The organism is Flavobacterium sp. WG21 (assembly GCF_000335775.1).
GTDB classification, from domain to species: Bacteria; Bacteroidota; Bacteroidia; order Flavobacteriales; family Flavobacteriaceae; genus Flavobacterium; species Flavobacterium tructae.
In genome coordinates this window covers 72,188-89,790 of sequence record NZ_AMYW01000013.1, presented here as the reverse complement: position 1 = coordinate 89,790, position 17,603 = coordinate 72,188, and the positions used below count along the sequence as shown (strand labels likewise).

The 17,603-nt window shown below is 35.1% G+C and carries 10 protein-coding genes; 6 read left to right on the top strand and 4 right to left on the bottom strand.

Features of this window, described 5'->3' with window-relative positions; genetic code table 11:
• Positions 1-146: 146 nt before the first annotated feature.
• On the bottom strand, positions 147-1,559 hold the full coding sequence (locus C245_RS0111510) for an APC family permease (RefSeq protein ID WP_017496745.1): 1,413 nt from the start codon (positions 1,557-1,559) through the stop codon (positions 147-149).
• 527 nt (positions 1,560-2,086) lie between these two features.
• On the opposite strand from C245_RS0111510, the gene C245_RS0111505 reads away from it, so the two are divergent.
• Both C245_RS0111505 and C245_RS0111500 read left to right on the top strand, forming a co-directional pair.
• On the top strand, positions 2,087-3,511 hold the full coding sequence (locus C245_RS0111505; RefSeq protein ID WP_035746558.1) for a HAMP domain-containing sensor histidine kinase: 1,425 nt from the start codon (positions 2,087-2,089) through the stop codon (positions 3,509-3,511).
• Entirely contained in the window at positions 3,501-3,890 is a 390-nt protein-coding gene (locus tag C245_RS0111500; RefSeq protein ID WP_017496742.1) for a response regulator, read from the top strand. The genes C245_RS0111505 and C245_RS0111500 overlap by 11 nt, the downstream gene beginning before the upstream one ends.
• A 3-nt stretch (positions 3,891-3,893) precedes the next feature.
• On the opposite strand, the gene C245_RS0111495 is transcribed toward C245_RS0111500, so the two are convergent.
• The gene (locus C245_RS0111495) at positions 3,894-5,042 is read right to left on the bottom strand and encodes a peptidoglycan endopeptidase (protein ID WP_026110016.1); all 1,149 of its coding nucleotides are present in this window, start codon (positions 5,040-5,042) and stop codon (positions 3,894-3,896) included.
• 254 nt (positions 5,043-5,296) lie between these two features.
• Between C245_RS0111495 and C245_RS0111490 the strand changes: the two genes are divergently transcribed.
• On the top strand, positions 5,297-6,682 hold the full coding sequence (locus C245_RS0111490; protein ID WP_017496740.1) for a carboxypeptidase-like regulatory domain-containing protein: 1,386 nt from the start codon (positions 5,297-5,299) through the stop codon (positions 6,680-6,682).
• A 71-nt stretch (positions 6,683-6,753) separates the two neighbouring features.
• Complete coding sequence (locus tag C245_RS0111485) at positions 6,754-8,133, top strand: carboxypeptidase-like regulatory domain-containing protein (RefSeq protein WP_017496739.1); 1,380 nt, start codon at positions 6,754-6,756, stop codon at positions 8,131-8,133.
• 80 nt (positions 8,134-8,213) lie between these two features.
• Here the strand turns inward: C245_RS0111485 and C245_RS0111480 are convergent, their stop codons facing one another.
• Positions 8,214-10,478, bottom strand: coding sequence for an aconitate hydratase (locus tag C245_RS0111480; protein ID WP_026110015.1), 2,265 nt, complete (start codon positions 10,476-10,478; stop codon positions 8,214-8,216).
• A gap of 126 nt (positions 10,479-10,604) precedes the next feature.
• Positions 10,605-13,376 carry a bifunctional aconitate hydratase 2/2-methylisocitrate dehydratase gene (locus C245_RS0111475; protein ID WP_017496737.1) on the bottom strand — a complete coding sequence of 924 codons (2,772 nt, stop codon included), beginning with the start codon at positions 13,374-13,376 and terminating at the stop codon, positions 10,605-10,607.
• A 443-nt stretch (positions 13,377-13,819) separates the two neighbouring features.
• Between C245_RS0111475 and C245_RS0111470 the strand changes: the two genes are divergently transcribed.
• Complete coding sequence (locus C245_RS0111470; RefSeq protein WP_017496736.1) at positions 13,820-16,318, top strand: XrtN system VIT domain-containing protein; 2,499 nt, start codon at positions 13,820-13,822, stop codon at positions 16,316-16,318.
• Complete coding sequence (gene xrtN / locus C245_RS0111465; RefSeq protein ID WP_017496735.1) at positions 16,318-17,553, top strand: exosortase N; 1,236 nt, start codon at positions 16,318-16,320, stop codon at positions 17,551-17,553. The genes C245_RS0111470 and xrtN overlap by 1 nt, the downstream gene beginning before the upstream one ends.
• Positions 17,554-17,603 lie beyond the last annotated feature (50 nt).

Here is a 17,603-nt window from a genome sequence, read left to right as displayed (position 1 = left end):
AAAAAATGCCTTGTCAAAGACAAGGCATTTATATTTTGAAGTAAACATCAAAGTTAAAAAAATTGCAGGCACCCATTTGGTACATAAAACTTGTAAACAAACTTAACCTTTAAACCTTTGCCTCTCTGAATCTTTACAACCTTATATTATTCTTCTTTCGGTTTATTCAGGTAGTACACTGGTATTCCGGTCAACATAATTAAAACTCCCCATCCACAAGTTGAGAATTTGGTAATTAATAGCGAAATACAGATTGCGCTTGCGATTACAATATACAACATAGGTAAAAACGGATATCCAAAAGCTTTGTAAGGTCTTTCAATATTCGGCATCTTTTTTCTCAAAATAAAAATACCGTAAATCGTTAAAATATAGAAAATCAATACAATGATGATTACAAAATCCAGCAGATCTCCATACTTTCCTGTCAAACACAAAGCCGAAGCCCAGAAACACTGTGCCCACAAAGCCCATCCAGGAACACTCGACTCGTTTAAAACAGCTGCTTTTTTAAAGAAAACACCGTCTTTTGCCATCGTATAATACACTCTCGCACCTGCCATAATTAATCCGTTGTTGCAGGCAAAAGTCGAAATCATAATCATTATTGCTATAATCAATGTACCCATATTGCCAAAAATGTAATGTGAAGCCACTACCGCTACTCGGTCTGATTTAGCTGTAGCAATCTCCTCAAACGGAACTACCGCCAAATACATCAAATTGGTCAGCACATAGATAATCGTTACTATAAAAGTTCCTAAAAACAAACTTAGACCTACATTTCGTTTTGGATTTTTTATTTCTCCTGCAATAAAGGTAACTCCATTCCAGGCATCACTGGAAAATAAGGACCCCACCATTGCGGCAGAAATTCCGGTAATCAAAGTGGTTCCACTAATAGGCAGCCATGAACCGCTTTCGGCATTATAGCTACGTGTCACCCAGCCATCAGTCCAATTGGCATCCCAGATTGAAGCTTTAGCACCTAAGGTTAGACCAAAAACAATTAATCCCAACAATGACAAAATTTTGATGATGGTTAAAACGGTTTGCAGAATTTTTCCGTTTTTCACCCCTCTACTATTAATGAACGTTAATACAATAATTGTAAAAATCGAAACCAACTGAGCGGCGTTGAGTTTAAAGAAACCTAATTCATAAAGTATATTTTCATCGCTCAATGGTTCGTACAAATAAGCTGCAAATTTTGAAAAAGCAACTCCTACCGCAGCAATTGTTCCGGTCTGAATTACAGCAAAAAAGCTCCATCCGTACAAAAAGGCAATTAGTTTATTGTAAGCTTCCTTTAAATACACATACTGTCCTCCTGCTTTTGGAAACATCGCGCTAAGTTCACCATAACTTACTGCGGCTATAACCGTAATCAGTCCGGAGAGCAGCCAAATTAAAGTTAACCATCCTGCCGAACCTACTTGTCTGGCGATATCGGCACTCACAATAAATATTCCTGATCCAATCATAGAACCTACCACAAGCATGGTTCCGTCTAATAATCCAAGTTCTCTTTTAAAATGTTCCTGGTCGTTTTCTTGCATAATTTTAGTTTTTCGGTTGGTTAAAGATATACTTTTTTCTGAAATTTAAGATTTTAGAGTGTTGATTTTAGATTCTTATTTATAGTCCTTAGACGGAGTAATCCTATTCACTAAGCGAGAAGAACTTCTTTTTAATTCATCAGAGAATTGTTAAACAAAAACTTTTCTGTTTAACCCTTTTCAGTTTGTTCTTATGTATTAAATTTTAAAATTGTTTTCCTTTTCTTAGTCTTACTAATTTAAAATAAGAGCCTTCACAGAATACATTTTATTTATTTACAACAAAATTGGAACAAAAATTAATTATCCCGTAAGAAAAAAAACACTAATTCTAAAATTCTGTTCTTTTTTTACTAAATTTATGCATGCATAAAACAATTTTGAAAAATCAATCTTTTATTAACAATTGTTTATTTTAAAACCGTCAAAAGACAACACTCTCAGTAACCTGATTTTTTTTAAAGGACTCCTTCAACAATAAGCGCTCTTAACAGAAAAAGCAGTATTAACCTCCAAATCTGAAAACTATGTCTAAGAGTCCGTTTTTTAAAAATATACGCTTCCCGAATGTTTTCATTCTATTGATAATTGTATTTATTTCCTGCGCTTTACTTATCTGTATCAACTTTTTTACCATAAAAATACTCTCCGCAAACAGGGCTTATGTTCATGGGGAATCACATTATTCAAAAGGACAAAAGGATGCTGCACGATATCTCATTATGTACCTTTTCACTAAAGACACAAACCAATGGAAGCTCTTTTCTCAGGAGTTAAAAGTCCCTCAGGGTGATGGTATTGCCAGGAGATCGCTTTTGAAATATGGAGACAACGAAATTGCCCGAAGAGGGTTTCTAACAGGACGAAATCATAAAGATGACCTGGATGACATTGTCTGGCTGTTTGTAAACTTCAAAGATGTATCTTTTTTGGCAAAAGCGATTCACGAATGGGGTCAGGGTGATGAATTAATCGCTAAATTATCTAAGTTGGGTCAGCAAGTCGATGCGCAGATCAAACAAAATCTACTGACTCCGGCCAGTCAGCAAAAATTTCTTAACGAAATTAGTACGATCAGCGATAAACTCACTATTAACGAACGTAACTTCCTGAATACTCTGGGAGAAGGAACACGAAAAATCAAAAGTCTTCTGATCATCACCAATATTATTTTTATTCTGATCATCGTAATAAGCGTGTGCACCTACTATTCGATTATGGTCAAACGTTTGGTCATCTCCAAAAAAGAAATTGAAGAAAAAAACGAAAATCTAATCCATGTAAATCATGAACTGGACCGATTTGTCTATAGCGCATCACACGATTTAAGGTCACCTATAACATCTCTAAAAGGATTGATCGAAATTACTCAACTAGAGGATGATATTGAACAAGTAAGAGACTATTTAACACTCATGCACAAAAGCCTTGTCAGACAAGATCAGTTCATAGTTGATATTATAGATTATTCCAAAAACAAACGAAAACAAGTTATTATAGAACCTGTCAGTTTAAAAGAATTATTAGACGAATCCATTTCGCAGTTGATGCATATTGAAAATGCCAATAAAATAAAATTTACAAAAGAACTATTAATCGATACCATTCAAAGCGACGACTTGCGTTTGAGAATCATTATCTCGAATTTGCTCTCGAATGCTATAAAATATGCCGACATTAATAAGGAAGAAATGTTTATTTCGATTAAAACTTATACGGAAGAGGGTTACAACAAAATTGAAATAACAGATAACGGTATTGGAATTAAAGATGAATTTAAAAACAATATTTTTGAAATGTATTTTGGTACGAACAAAAACAAAGGTTCGGGATTGGGTCTTTACATTGTAAAGGAAGCTGTAGAAAACATCAAAGGAAGTATTTCTGTTTTCTCGGAAAACACTATCGGAAGTAAATTTATTGTAGCAATTCCAAATTATCATGGAAATTAAGCCCATATTCCTGGTTATCGAAGACAATTTGATTGATCAGCTTGTCATCAAACAACTACTGACAAAAGTCCTTGATATCGATCAGATCATCATTGCGAATAATGGCAGAGAAGGAATTCAGTGGCTTGTTACTAAAAACAATGACCACCCACTTATCATTTTACTGGATATTCAAATGCCAATTATGAATGGTTTTGAATTCTTAGAGGAATTTCATAAATTAAAAAAAGGAATAAAAAAAGGAATTCAAATTTACATACTTTCATCGACTTTAGATCCTGACGAAATTGCTGCAATTACAGCAAATAAGTATGTAAGTGCTTTTTTAAACAAGCCGTTTCCAATAGATGAATTTAAAACAATACTGCTTAACTATTAAAAACTATTGAAGAACACGGTTTACCTGAGAAAAACTTCTTTGGTAATAAGGTTCTTTTGTGGACGAAATCATTACCCCGCCGTGTGTAGAAGAATGCACAAACTTAATCTCTCCTTCGGTCACTTCTACAACCATTCCAACATGATTGATACGGCGTCTTCCGTTAGTTTTAAAGAAAATCAAATCTCCTTTTTGTGCGGCATCAGTGTCAACTCTAACTCCAATTCTGGATTGTTCGATCGAACTTCTAGGCAGTTTAATGTCAAAATTATTAAAGGTACAAATCATTAATCCTGAGCAATCAAAACCAGCTTTTGTGGTTCCACCTGACCGGTAACGCGTCCCGATATTTTCCGTTGCGTTTACAATCAATTGCTCAATAAGTTCCGAATTATTGTTTATCCCTCTAACAAATGTGGAATCTTTTTTCACAACAGTTTCCTCAGCAATTTGTATAGATGGTGTCGATATCGTGGTTTCGATAGGTTTTACTTCTTGTAAGGCTGCCGCTTTTTCCGGAGAAACATTAATCTTAAGCAGATACCCCACTTTTAACCTCTTTTTAATTGCAGGATTTTGTTTTTCCAGTTCTTTAACGGTTATTCCAAACTCCTTTGCAATCGCATATTTCGTTTCTTTTGACAAAACTTCCCTGGTTACCTCAACCATTGCAGGTTCCTGAACTTTCTCGATTACCGGAACTGTTGCTACAGTTGTTGTAGTTGTATTAGACGGAATATTAATTTGCTGTCCGATTTTTAAACCTTCACTTTCCAGAAGCGGATTGGCTTTCTTTAAGTCATCAACTGAAACATTGTATTTTTTGGAAATTCCCCAAAGCGTTTCTTTGGCAGCAACTTCATGGGAGCCTGGAATAGTTTCCGGAGTAGCATTTGCTATAATTTCTTCAGGCTTTTTGGCTGCTGTTTTAGCAACTGTTTTATTGCGATTTGGGATTAACAGAACCGAATTTAACTTTAGAACTTTGGGTGCATTAGGATTTGCTGCTGCAATATCTTTTGGTTTTACTCCGTACTTTTTAGCAATTACAGTAAGATTTTCTCCTTGTGAGATTTTATGCTTAATAAACTTTTCTTGTGAGAAAGCACCAACACTGAAAAAAAACAAAATTGCTATTAACCTGAAAACCATTATCTGTTACATTTACATCTATTATTATACGCTCTGAATGCAATTACTTTTCTGAATTATAGGCCCAAAAAAAGTAATTGTTTTACCCGAAAAGCGAATTTAACTTTTTAAAGTAAAAAAAGCATCTTTTTTAACAATTTATTTTATTGAAATTAACAAACTCGGCATAAAAATTGATTCAACAGTTTGAAAGAATACTCTTTATAAAATAGATTCTTTCTGACCATAAAAAACCAATTTTAGCAGATAATCGCGTGAAAAAACTACTTTTACTTTTCTTTATATTTCCTTTATTTTCAACAGCTCAGAATATAAATGGCTCTATAGTTTCTCAGGAAACCAAACTTCCGCTTGAAAATACTAATGTATTTGCCCTATCAAGCAAAGTGGGAACCATAACGGATGAAGAGGGTAAATTCTCTTTAAAACTTCTTTCAAAATTTAAAGATGACGAAATAGTAGAATTCTCACATATAGGTTATGTTACCGCACAATTCTCTCTAAGTTACCTGAGAAAGCAAAACTTTAAAGTTTTTCTTGAAGATGAAGTTCAAAATTTATCGGGTGTAACTATTAAAGCCAATCCCAAATTGAATTTAAAACTTCCGTACAGCAAATTAACTTCAATGAAACATAGTGTTTATTCTTTTGGATCTTTTTTGAAGGACGATAAAATTTACATGATTGGCGGCGATGCTTCTTATGAGATGGACCGACTGGAATTAATACGATCCAAAAGAGCCGATTTTACTTTAACAACTTATCTGGAAGCGTCCCAACAAAACTCTGTTCTCTCTTATTTTAGAAGGGATTTTTCTATTTATGACATCAAAACCAATACCTGGGAATACCCTGAATTAGAATCAAAATTAAAGAAAAGAGCCCACCATAACATTCATTATTACGACAATTCGATTTATGTTTTAGGAGGCAAATCCGTTAAGGTCAATCAAAAAAGCAATTGGGAATACCTTCAAAATGAAAATGAAGTTCTGGACTTAAACAATCGAACGATTAAAGTTGACTATACGAATCCGCATCAAGCAGCTGATTTTGCATCCTTTACCTACAAGGATAATATTATTGTAATGGGAGGTTCTGTAAAAATGACCGAAAACGGTACAAAAGATTTCACCAACAAGGTACATTTGTACAACATTACTTCAGGATATTGGTATGAACTTGATCCTATGCCAACAGCAAAAGAAACATCTGGAATTGTAATAGACAATACCATTTATCTTATTGGTGGAGATGACGGAAAACCCGTATCAAAAATAGAAACCTTTGACTTAAATACCCAGGCATGGCAAACAGAAGGCGATTTATTTTTTGGACTGGAAAAACCAGCCATAGCCTATCACGACAACATGATTTATATTTATGAAGACCGCATAATGTATGCTTACGATCTAAAAACCAAACAACTTAAAGAATACGAAACAGAGTTAGCCCTGAAGTATTCTACTATGTATTTTGCCGATAATAAACTGTATATTTTAGGAGGACGCACTGAAAGTAAATACGAGAAAGCTCCTTCCTCCAATATTTTTACAATTGACATTAAAGATTTCAAAAATACGAAACCTGCCCGAACTAAAACCCTAAAGAGAGAAATGAACCTGGCCAAAGCCAATTAAAAAAAGCTTTTCAGTATTCGAAACTAATTTACTTTATACCAACCAAAAAAAACAATCTTAATCTGAACAGCGTGAAAAAATTACTTTTACTTTTTATTTTCTGTCCCTTATTATGCGTCGCCCAAAATATCAGAGGCATAGTAGTTTCTCAAAAAGACAGCCTTCCGCTTGAAAACACCAATATATTGGCACTATCAAGTAAGACAAGGACCATAACGGATGAAAACGGTAAATTTTCTTTAAAACTTCTTCCCGAATTTAAAAATGAAGAGACTATAGAGTTCTCTCATCTGGGGTACAAAACGATAAGAATACCATTGAGCTATTTAACAAAGCAAAACTTTACCGTTGTACTCGAAGAAAACGTCGAAAATTTATCCGGAGTCACGATCGCCACCAATTCAAAATTAAAAACTAAGATTTCACTCAACAGCTTAGCACCTTTAAAATATCCTATTTTTTCGTTTGGGTCATTTTTAAAAGACGACAAAATTTATGTTAGCGGCGGAGATGCTTATTCCGAAATAGATCAGCTGGCAAAAGTACGGGCCAAAAAAGCCGACCCAAACTTTCAGGATTTTCTGGATGAAGCTCAAAATACAGGAAAACGTCATTATAAAAAACACCTTTCTGTTTATGACATAAAGAATGACACCTGGGAAGTTCAGGATATAAAACTCCTGCCCAGAGCTTATCATAACATTCATTTCTACAACAATCTGATCTATGTTTTGGGCGGAAAAAAAATATTGGTCAACAAGATCAGCAGTTGGGAATACTTGCAGGATAAAATTGAAGTTGTAGATCTTGACAAAAAAAACATTAAAACAGATAAGACAAATCCGCATCAGGCTGCTGATTTCGCTTCCTTTAGTTATAACGACAATATCATTGTAGCGGGAGGATCGGTAAAGATGGACGAAAACGGTAAAAAAGATTTTACTAATAAGATGCATTTGTACAATATTACATCCGGATACTGGTACGAACTTCCCAGTATGCTAACCGCTAAAGAAACTACCGGAATATTGATTGACAACAAAATTTATTTCATTGGCGGATACAATGGAAAACCTTTGTCGCAAATCGAAACTTTTGATTTGACAACAGAAAAATGGGGATTTCCCGGTGAATTATTCACTCCTTTAGAAAGGCCTGCTATTGCCTACAACAACAATATAATTTACTTTTTTGAGGATCGAAAAATATACACTTATGAATTAAAAACAAAGCAGTTAAAGGAATTTGAAATTGAGCTGGAGTCAAAACGTGCTGCAATGTATTACTACGACAATAAATTATACATTATTGGAGGACGTATCGACAATAGTTATTCACAAGTACCATCGCCTAAAGTATACAGCGTTGACATCAATGAGTTTGAAACCACAAAACCGAATAGAATTAAGACTTTATCACAAGAAGTGAGTTCCGCTAAACCTATTGAGTAAGCACAAAAGCTTGCTTATTTCAATTATAAAAAAAAGCTCTGTTTTCACAGAGCTTTTTTAATAGGAATGAATCTTAATGATTAGGCTTTTCCTGCAGCAATTAAATTTAAAGCTGAACCTGCAACAAACCAGCCAATCTGACCTTGGTTGTATGTATGGTTCGCCAGAATAATATCTTTGGTACCATCAGCGTGAACAAACTCCAATGTTAATGGTTTTCCGGGAGCAAACTGGGTTAAATCAGTGAAATTGATGGTATCATCCTCTTTGATTTTATCATAATCGGCTTCATTAGCAAAAGTCAATCCTAAAAGACCTTGTTTTTTAAGGTTGGTTTCGTGGATACGGGCAAAAGATTTTACCAACACCGCTTTAACTCCTAAAAAGCGAGGCTCCATAGCGGCATGCTCACGCGAAGAACCTTCTCCGTAGTTATGATCTCCCACAACAATAGATGGAACTCCGGCAGCTTTGTAGGCACGTGCTACAGCAGGAACAGCATCGTATTGCCCTGTTAATTGATTTTTAACCGAATTTGTTTTTTGATTGAAGGCATTTACGGCGCCAATCAGCATATTGTTCGAAATATTATCCAAATGTCCACGGAAACGCAACCATGGTCCTGCCATAGAAATGTGGTCGGTAGTACATTTTCCGAATGCTTTGATCAACAATTTAGCACCCGTAATATTTTTACCGTCCCAGGCATCAAAAGGCGCTAATAATTGCAAACGCTCAGATGTTGGACTTACCACTACCTGAACTCCTGAACCGTCTTCAGCCGGGGACTGGAATCCCGGATCTTTAACATCAAATCCTTTTGGAGGCAATTCGTCTCCTGTAGGTTCCTCTAACATTACTTCTTCTCCGTCTTCATTGATTAAAGTATCTGTTAACGGATTAAAACTTAAATCTCCTGCAATAGCCATAGCCGTTACTAATTCCGGAGAACCAACGAATGCTAAAGTATTTGGGTTACCATCTGCACGTTTAGAAAAGTTACGATTGAAAGAATGAACGATAGTGTTTCTTTCTTCTTTCTCTGCTCCGTCTCTGTCCCACATACCAATACAAGGTCCGCAGGCATTAGCAAAAACAGTCGCTCCAATTTTATGAAAGGTATCAATAAAACCATCACGCTCGATGGTATAACGAACTACTTCAGAACCCGGCGTAATTGTAAATTGAGATTTTGTTTTTAAGTTTTTCGCACTTACCTGTCGGGCTAAAGAAGCCGCTCGGGAAATATCTTCGTAAGACGAATTGGTACAAGAACCTATTAACCCTACCTGAATTTGTAAAGGCCAGTTATTTTTAATAGCTTCCTCTTTCATTTTAGATATTGGAGTCGCTAAGTCCGGAGTGAAAGGGCCGTTTAAATGCGGTTCTAATTCAGATAAATTAATTTCGATCACCTGATCAAAATATTGTTCCGGGTTAGCATATACTTCCGGATCTCCTGTTAGATAAGAAGCCACTTTATCCGCAGCATCGGCAACATCGGCTCTGTTTGTAGAGCGCAGGTAACGCCCCATAGAAGCATCATATCCAAAAGTTGAAGTGGTAGCTCCAATTTCGGCACCCATGTTACAAATAGTACCTTTTCCGGTACAAGACATAGAAGTTGCTCCTTCACCAAAATACTCAACAATAGCTCCTGTACCACCTTTTACCGTAAGTATACCGGCTACTTTAAGAATAACATCCTTAGGAGCTGTCCAACCTGACAACTTACCGGTTAGCTTTACTCCTATTAGCTTTGGAAACTTCAGCTCCCAAGCCATACCTGACATCACGTCTACAGCATCAGCTCCACCAACACCAATCGCAACCATTCCTAAACCACCTGCATTTACGGTGTGAGAATCGGTACCGATCATCATTCCGCCGGGAAAAGCGTAATTTTCAAGTACAACCTGATGAATAATTCCTGCTCCCGGTTTCCAGAAGCCAATTCCGTATTTATTTGAAACCGATGAAAGGAAGTCAAAAACCTCGTTACTTTGTGTTTTTGCTCTTGCCAAATCGGTTGCAGCATCTACTTTTGCCTGAATCAGGTGATCGCAATGTACTGTTGTAGGTACTGCTACTTTAGATTTTCCAGCATGCATAAACTGCAATAATGCCATCTGTGCTGTTGCATCCTGACAGGCTACACGATCCGGGGCAAAATCAACATAATCTACTCCTCTTTTAAACACCTGAGACGGTACTCCGTCCCAAAGGTGATTGTATAAAATTTTCTCTGTTAACGTAAGTGGGCGACCAACAAGCTCTCGTGCTTTATCAACACGACCGGGCATGTTCTCATACACTTTTTTAATCATTTCAATATCAAAAGCCATAAGTATAATTGTTTTTGTGTTTTTTTTTGAACATCCCAAGTTACAAAAAATAGAGGAGTTATTAAAGAAAAAGCCCGAGTTTATCACTCGGGCTCTCTATATATAATGATTATAACTAATCGTAGATTACATCACTAACTGTTTGTTTGAAGGTGCAAACTTAGTTAAATTGATTCCTTCAACTGCAGTGGTATACTCCTCTAGCGTTGGAGTTCTACCCAAGATTGTAGACAATACCACAACCGGTGTAGAAGAAAGTAAAGACTCTCCTTTTTTACCTTCAGTATCCTCTACAACTCTTCCCTGGAAAAGACGTGTAGAAGTTGCCATTACGGTATCTCCTTTTGCTGCTTTTTCCTGGTTCCCCATACAAAGGTTACATCCCGGACGCTCTAAGTACAACATGTTTTCGTATTCTGTACGTGCTGCACCTTTTGGAGCGCTATCGTTAAACTCAAAACCAGAGTATTTTTGTAAAACTTCCCAGTCACCTTCTGCTTTTAATTCGTCTACGATATTGTAGGTAGGCGGAGCAACAACTAAAGGCGCTTTAAATTCAACTTTTCCTTTTTGCGCTTCTACGTTTTTCAACATTTGAGCAAGGATTTTCATATCGCCTTTGTGAACCATACAAGATCCGATAAATCCAAGATCTACTTTTTTCTCTCCTCCATAAAAAGATAACGGTCTGATCGTATCGTGAGTGTATCGTTTAGAAACATCAGCATTGTTTACGTCCGGATCGGCAATCATTGGTTCAGCAATCTGATCTAAATCAACGATAACTTCAGCATAGTATTTAGCATTTGAATCTGGTGTTAAAGCTGGTTTCTCAGAAGTTCTCACTTCTTCAATTCTCTTATTCGCTTTATTGATCAATCCCTGAAGAACGTGTTTGTCATTATCCATTCCTTTGTCGATCATAATCTGGATTCTGCCTTTAGCAATCTCCAATGATTCAATCAAAGTATCATCCTCCGAAATACAGATAGAAGCTTTTGCTTTCATCTCTGCTGTCCAGTCTGTAAATGTAAACGCCTGATCTGCATTTAACGTACCGATATGAACCTCAATAATTCTACCCTGGAATACGTTCTCCCCACCAAACTGATGCAACATCTGAGCTTGTGTAGCGTGAACCACATCACGGAAATCCATATATCCTTTCATATCTCCTTTGAAAGTTACTTTTACAGATTCCGGGATTGGCATAGAAGCCTCTCCTGTCGCTAATGCAAGAGCAACTGTTCCTGAATCCGCACCAAAAGCAACCCCTTTTGACATTCTCGTATGAGAGTCACCACCAATAATAATAGCCCACTCATCAATAGTGATATCGTTTAATACTTTGTGGATTACGTCTGTCATTGAATGGTAAACACCTTTCGGATCACGAGCTGTGATTAAACCGAAATCATTCATAAACTTCATCAACTTAGGAATATTTGCCTGCGCTTTTTTATCCCAAACTGAAGCAGTGTGACATCCTGACTGATAAGCACCATCAACGATTGGTGAAATTACAGTTGCCGCCATAGATTCTAATTCCTGAGCTGTCATAAGACCAGTCGTATCCTGAGAACCTACAATATTTACTTCAACACGAACATCAGAACCAGCGTGTAATACTTTTCCAGGTGTCGAACCTACAGCATTTCTGTTAAAGATTTTTTCTACTGCTGTAAGACCTTGTCCGTCATGAGAAATTTCTTTTGAAGGAGCAAATACAACCGGAGCCGTAACCCCTAAAGTTTTTGCTGCGAATGTTTGAAGTTTTTTACCAAATACGATAGCATATGAACCACCTGCTTTGATAAATTCCATTTTTTGAGGAGTAAATGCTTTAGAAATATCGATCAGTTCCTGATCTCCATTGTAAAGTTTTCTCTCTTTAATATTAATTGTTAAAACAGTTCCTGTAGCTACAGAATAAGTTTGCTCTAAAATTGGTTCGTCATTTTCATTACGCACAACATTACCTGCTGCATCCACCTTTTTAACCCAGTTTTTAAGGTCAAGACCAATACCACCGGTAACATCAACTGTAGTTAAGAAAATTGGAGAGATACCATTTGTACCTCCAACAATTGGAGCAATATTTACGAATGGAATGTATGGACTTGATTGTTTTCCTGTCCAAAGTGCTACGTTATTCACACCTGACATTCTTGAAGAACCAACTCCCATTGTTCCTTTTTCAGCAATTAACATTATGCTTTTATCAGGATGTTGTGCCTGTAAAGCTCTAATTTCCTGCTGTGCTTGTGGTGTAATCATACACTGTCCGTGAAGTTCACGATCTGAACGCGAATGTGCCTGATTACCCGGAGAAAGTAAATCTGTCGAGATATCTCCTTCACCGGCGATAAAAGTAACTACTTTAATTTCGTCTGCTACTTCCGGAAGTTTCGTGAAGAATTCTGCTTGCGCATAACTTTCCAGAATTTCTTTCGCAACTTCATTATTATTTTTGAATGCCTCTACTAAACGATCTGTATCTGCTTCGTAAAGGAAAACCTGTGTTTTAAGAACTTTTGCTGCATCTTTTGCAATGGCAACATCATTACCCAAAGCTAAATCAAGCAGCACCTTGATAGAAGGACCACCTTTCATGTGAGATAATAATTCAAACGCAAAAGCAGGAGTAATTTCACTTACTACAGCTTCTCCAAGAATAATCTCCTTTAAAAACTCAGCTTTTTCACCTGCAGCACTTGTAGTACCCGGCAAAGTATTATAAATAAAAAATTTAAGAGAATCTTCTCTATACGGATTGTTAACATCCTTAATCTGTGAAATGATTTCGCTTGCTAATTCTGCACCATCGATTGGCTTTGGATGAAGACCTTGGCCTTTTCTTTCCTCGATTTCTTTAATGTAATCTTGATAAGTATTCATAATATTATAGAAGTCTTTTTATTTTTTGTTTGCAAATTTAGCTATTAAAGCCGAGAATTAAAAAAAATATAACAGAACTCGCCTTTTCAAACATTATTATTGCTAAAAAACAATTTTCATTACTTATTTTTGCCAAAATTTCAATTTTATATTAAAAAAATGAATTATTGCCATTTTAAAATCCTTTCTTTAGCAAAGTCGAAATTTAACAGTATAAATGAAGTGAGATTTTACCCCAACTTTAACGAAGAACCTTTCTAAATAAGCGATTATAACGTTATAGTAACCGATTTATCTTCTCCAATCTGCCTCTTTCAAAACCAAAAAATCATTAAGAATATTTAAAGAAATCTTTAAGTCAAAAAAACGAAACAAAAAGTTTATTTTTCAATTATTATTATAACTTTGTAGTTCAAAGTTCTTTCAATTAAAAAACACTTTCCATGAGTACAACCAAAATAAACTCTTTTTTAAACGATCAAATTGGAGTAAAAATCAGCCTTATTATTACGCTATTCAGCACAACGATGCTGGCACTTTCTTTATTGGGAAGTAAATCAGATTACGAAAGCTTTGAAATGCTTTCTGTACTCAACATCATTATTCTGCTCCCGTACGGTGCGATCCTTACTTACAACCTATTAAGAAACAAAAAGAACTACCTTCATTTACTTCCTTTCTTATTTCTCAATTGGTTTATCGGATGTTTCTCTACCAATGTTTATGTAAATGTTTTCGAAAATTTACCCCTTTGGGTGTATTGCACAACGTTTCTGTTTTGCTTTTCAAACTTTGTAATTTACAATCGCGAAATAACAAATCGCAACATTAACTTTATCTCTTATTTCATCAACGGCTGTTCTTATCTCTTAATCGTATATTATACTGTATTCCTGATACCAATAAGCATGTTTTCTATTATAGGAATTCTTGCCTTAGGGCTAGGTTTTTATGGATTAGTGCCCGGGATTGTACTTGCAATTCATACTTACATCCTGTCTAAGGTTCTTTTTGAAGAAAAAAACAACACTTATGCGTTCCTCTCAGGCATCGGAATCATTTTAACCAGCCTGATTGTATTTACTTTTTTATTAAATAGAGAAAGTCAAAAAATAAATCAATATGGCATTACCAAAACATTTGAAGAAAATAACGATTTACCCACTTACATTAAAGTTTCTCAGAATCTTAAACCTAATTTTTTGAATGAAATTCTGCTAAAGAAAAACATTGTATACATTGCATCGGAAGACTTCTTTGAACTAGATGGTTTTGGCAGATTTAATAACAATGTTCAGTATCACGAAAGAAAGACTCACAATCCTTTTTTAAATATCGCTTATCATTTTGCAGAAAACATCAATTTAAGCGATGATGATAAAGTCAATATTCTGAAATCTAATTTTAATAAAAGACTTGAATCCGAAGAGCAATTATGGAGCGGACGAGATCTTATTACCAAAAACATTAAGGAAGATGTAAAAATTTATCCAAATGACAGACTCGCTTATACCGAGATTACAATGGATGTGGTCTGCGAAGAAGAAAGCAGGGGTCAGAAAGAAGCTATTTATTCCTTCCAGTTGCCTGAAGGCTCTGTTGCCACTTCTTTGTCATTGTGGGTTAACGGAATAGAAAGAAAAGGTGTTTTGACTACCAAAGAAAAAGCAAAAGAAGCGTATAATCAGGTTGTGGGTATTGAGGCAAGAGACCCTTCATTGATGCAATGGAAAGAAGGAAACAGAGTTACAGTTCGCGTATTTCCAATTACAAGCGAATTACCCCGAACTTTTAAATGTGGCTTTACAACACCTTTAAAAGTTGCAGACGACAAACTGATCTATCAAAGTTTAAGCATAAAAGGTCCAAACATCAATAATGCTGCGACTATTTCGAGATTTCAGGTTAAAGGAAATAACGAATTTAAGACTTCAAAAGATTTTGACTTTGCGGATAATTACCACATAAATGAATCTAAAGGTCTGGACAAATGGGAAGCCGAATTTCCTTTAAACAAAAAACCTTCCAACAGTGCATTTGTATGGAAAAACAAAAGTTATGAAGTAAAACCGCTTATTAAAGAAAGAATCTCTTTTACACCAAGCGAAATTATTCTTGATCTTAACAACAACTGGAAAATAGAAGAACTTGAATCGATACTCAATCTCTCGAAAAACAAATATTTTGTACTTATAAATAATGCAAAACAAGAAATCAATGCCTCTAATTACGAAAATATCTGGAACCAATTTGATGAATTGAATTATTCCCTTCTGCCACTTTTTGATTTGCAGGAAAATACTTTGGTTATCACAAAATGCGGTACATTTTCTTCCAATTTCGAAGAATTAGAATCTTCAAAATATTTAGAAAAAATAAGAAAAGGAACAAAAGACAAAGGTTTAAAAGTTATCAATATCTCGAACGAAATAAATCCGTTTTGGCAGACCGCAAAGGAGCAGAAATATGTGAATTTTATACAAACAAATCTTAATACTTGTACAGACCTTATCAGCAAAAAGCATTTCATAAAATTTCAAACTAATGAAAACAGTATTAATTTAGAAACTGCCGGAATCTCAATCCATGAAAATTCAGCAATTCAGCAAACAGCTCATACAGGTTCAAATCATTTATACAGAATGTTCTGTTTTGGAAAAGTTTTAAACGATCAGGTCGAAATCCAGGCTGACACTTTAAAACAAAACAAATATGTTGACCTCGCAAAAGATGCCAATATTGTAACTCCTATTTCTTCTTTAATCGTACTGGAGACTGATGAAGATTACGAAAACAATGGGATTGAGAAAAACGTTAATACCTTAGGAAATGCATCTATCAACAATGACGGAGCTGTACCTGAACCGCACGAATGGGCACTATTATTCATCGTTTCATCGGCCATTTTATTCTATTACAGAAAGCAAAAATTAACGAATTAATGAAGGATTTAATTCTACATAAAAAACCAATACTTGCTGTTTTTGCAATCTTATTGCTTTTTGCAATAAACAGCAAGATATTGGTTTTAAATCTAAACAACGATTTCCTTGGAATTCTAGGTTCTCTTTGTCTTTTTATCGTTGGTGGGAGAAAAACAAATTTCAGAATTAATTATTTTTTAGTTCTAAGTATTCTATTATTAGAATTCATCAGCTGGCGTTTAAACACAAAATCGGTTCATTTTCTTTCTATACTATTATTTCTGTGTTTCGTTTTCCATTATTTTACAGGGAAATTTTCCTTTATTGCTTTTATTTGCCTTGTTTTATTCTCGACCCTTTTTAGTGCTTTTTTTGCACACTTAACCTCAGAAATAAAACAGGGTCTTTGTTATATCGTTTATCTGACACTAAAGAATTTTATACCTATAAATAAAATCGAAGGTGTCAATTTTTACATCAATAATGCTAAAATTACCATCGACACTGCTTGCATGGGGTTGTCTATGTTTAAGACGGGATTGTTATTTGGCGCCATTTTAATGACTCTGGAAGAAAGAAGGCTCAAACAATATTACGGTGTTTTTCAGATACTCTCTTTCTGCTTACTTATAATAGCGCTCAATATTACCTCTAATTATTTTAGAATCGTAACCTTAATTTTTTTCAATTGCACTCAGGAAAACTTTTTACATCACGCCATTGGTTTAATCTGTTTTACTGTTTATCAAATTGTACCAATGCTATTCATTATTAAGTATATAAAGCCAAAAATAAAAAACAATGATGCAAACAAAATCAAACCTAAAATCCTTATTGTACTTGCATCATTTACAGTCCTTTTAGCAACCAGTATAAAAATCAAAAATGAAACAGAAACTAATTTTCATCAGGAAGTTAGCTCTGAGTATCATACAAAAAAAGGCTCCTGGGTAAACAAGGAGGTTTTTAAAATTGAAACTGCCGAGAAATTGACTTATATAAAAACACCCTCTCATAATCCGATGGTTTGCTGGACAGGCTCCGGATACAAAATTATTGAATCCAAGAAAGTCCTGATAAACAAAGAAGAAATATGGTTTAATAAAATGGAGAAAGACAACCAAAATTATACATCGTATTGGTGGTACGAATCTAATGGCAAAAAGTACAGCTCTCTTATTGAAGTTTTACTTATAAAATTGATTTATGGCCAACCGATTTTTTTAATAAACGAAACCTCAAAATCAAATTAAATAGAAAACCCAAACTAGTAATGAATTCTAGTTTGGGTTTCTGCTATTTT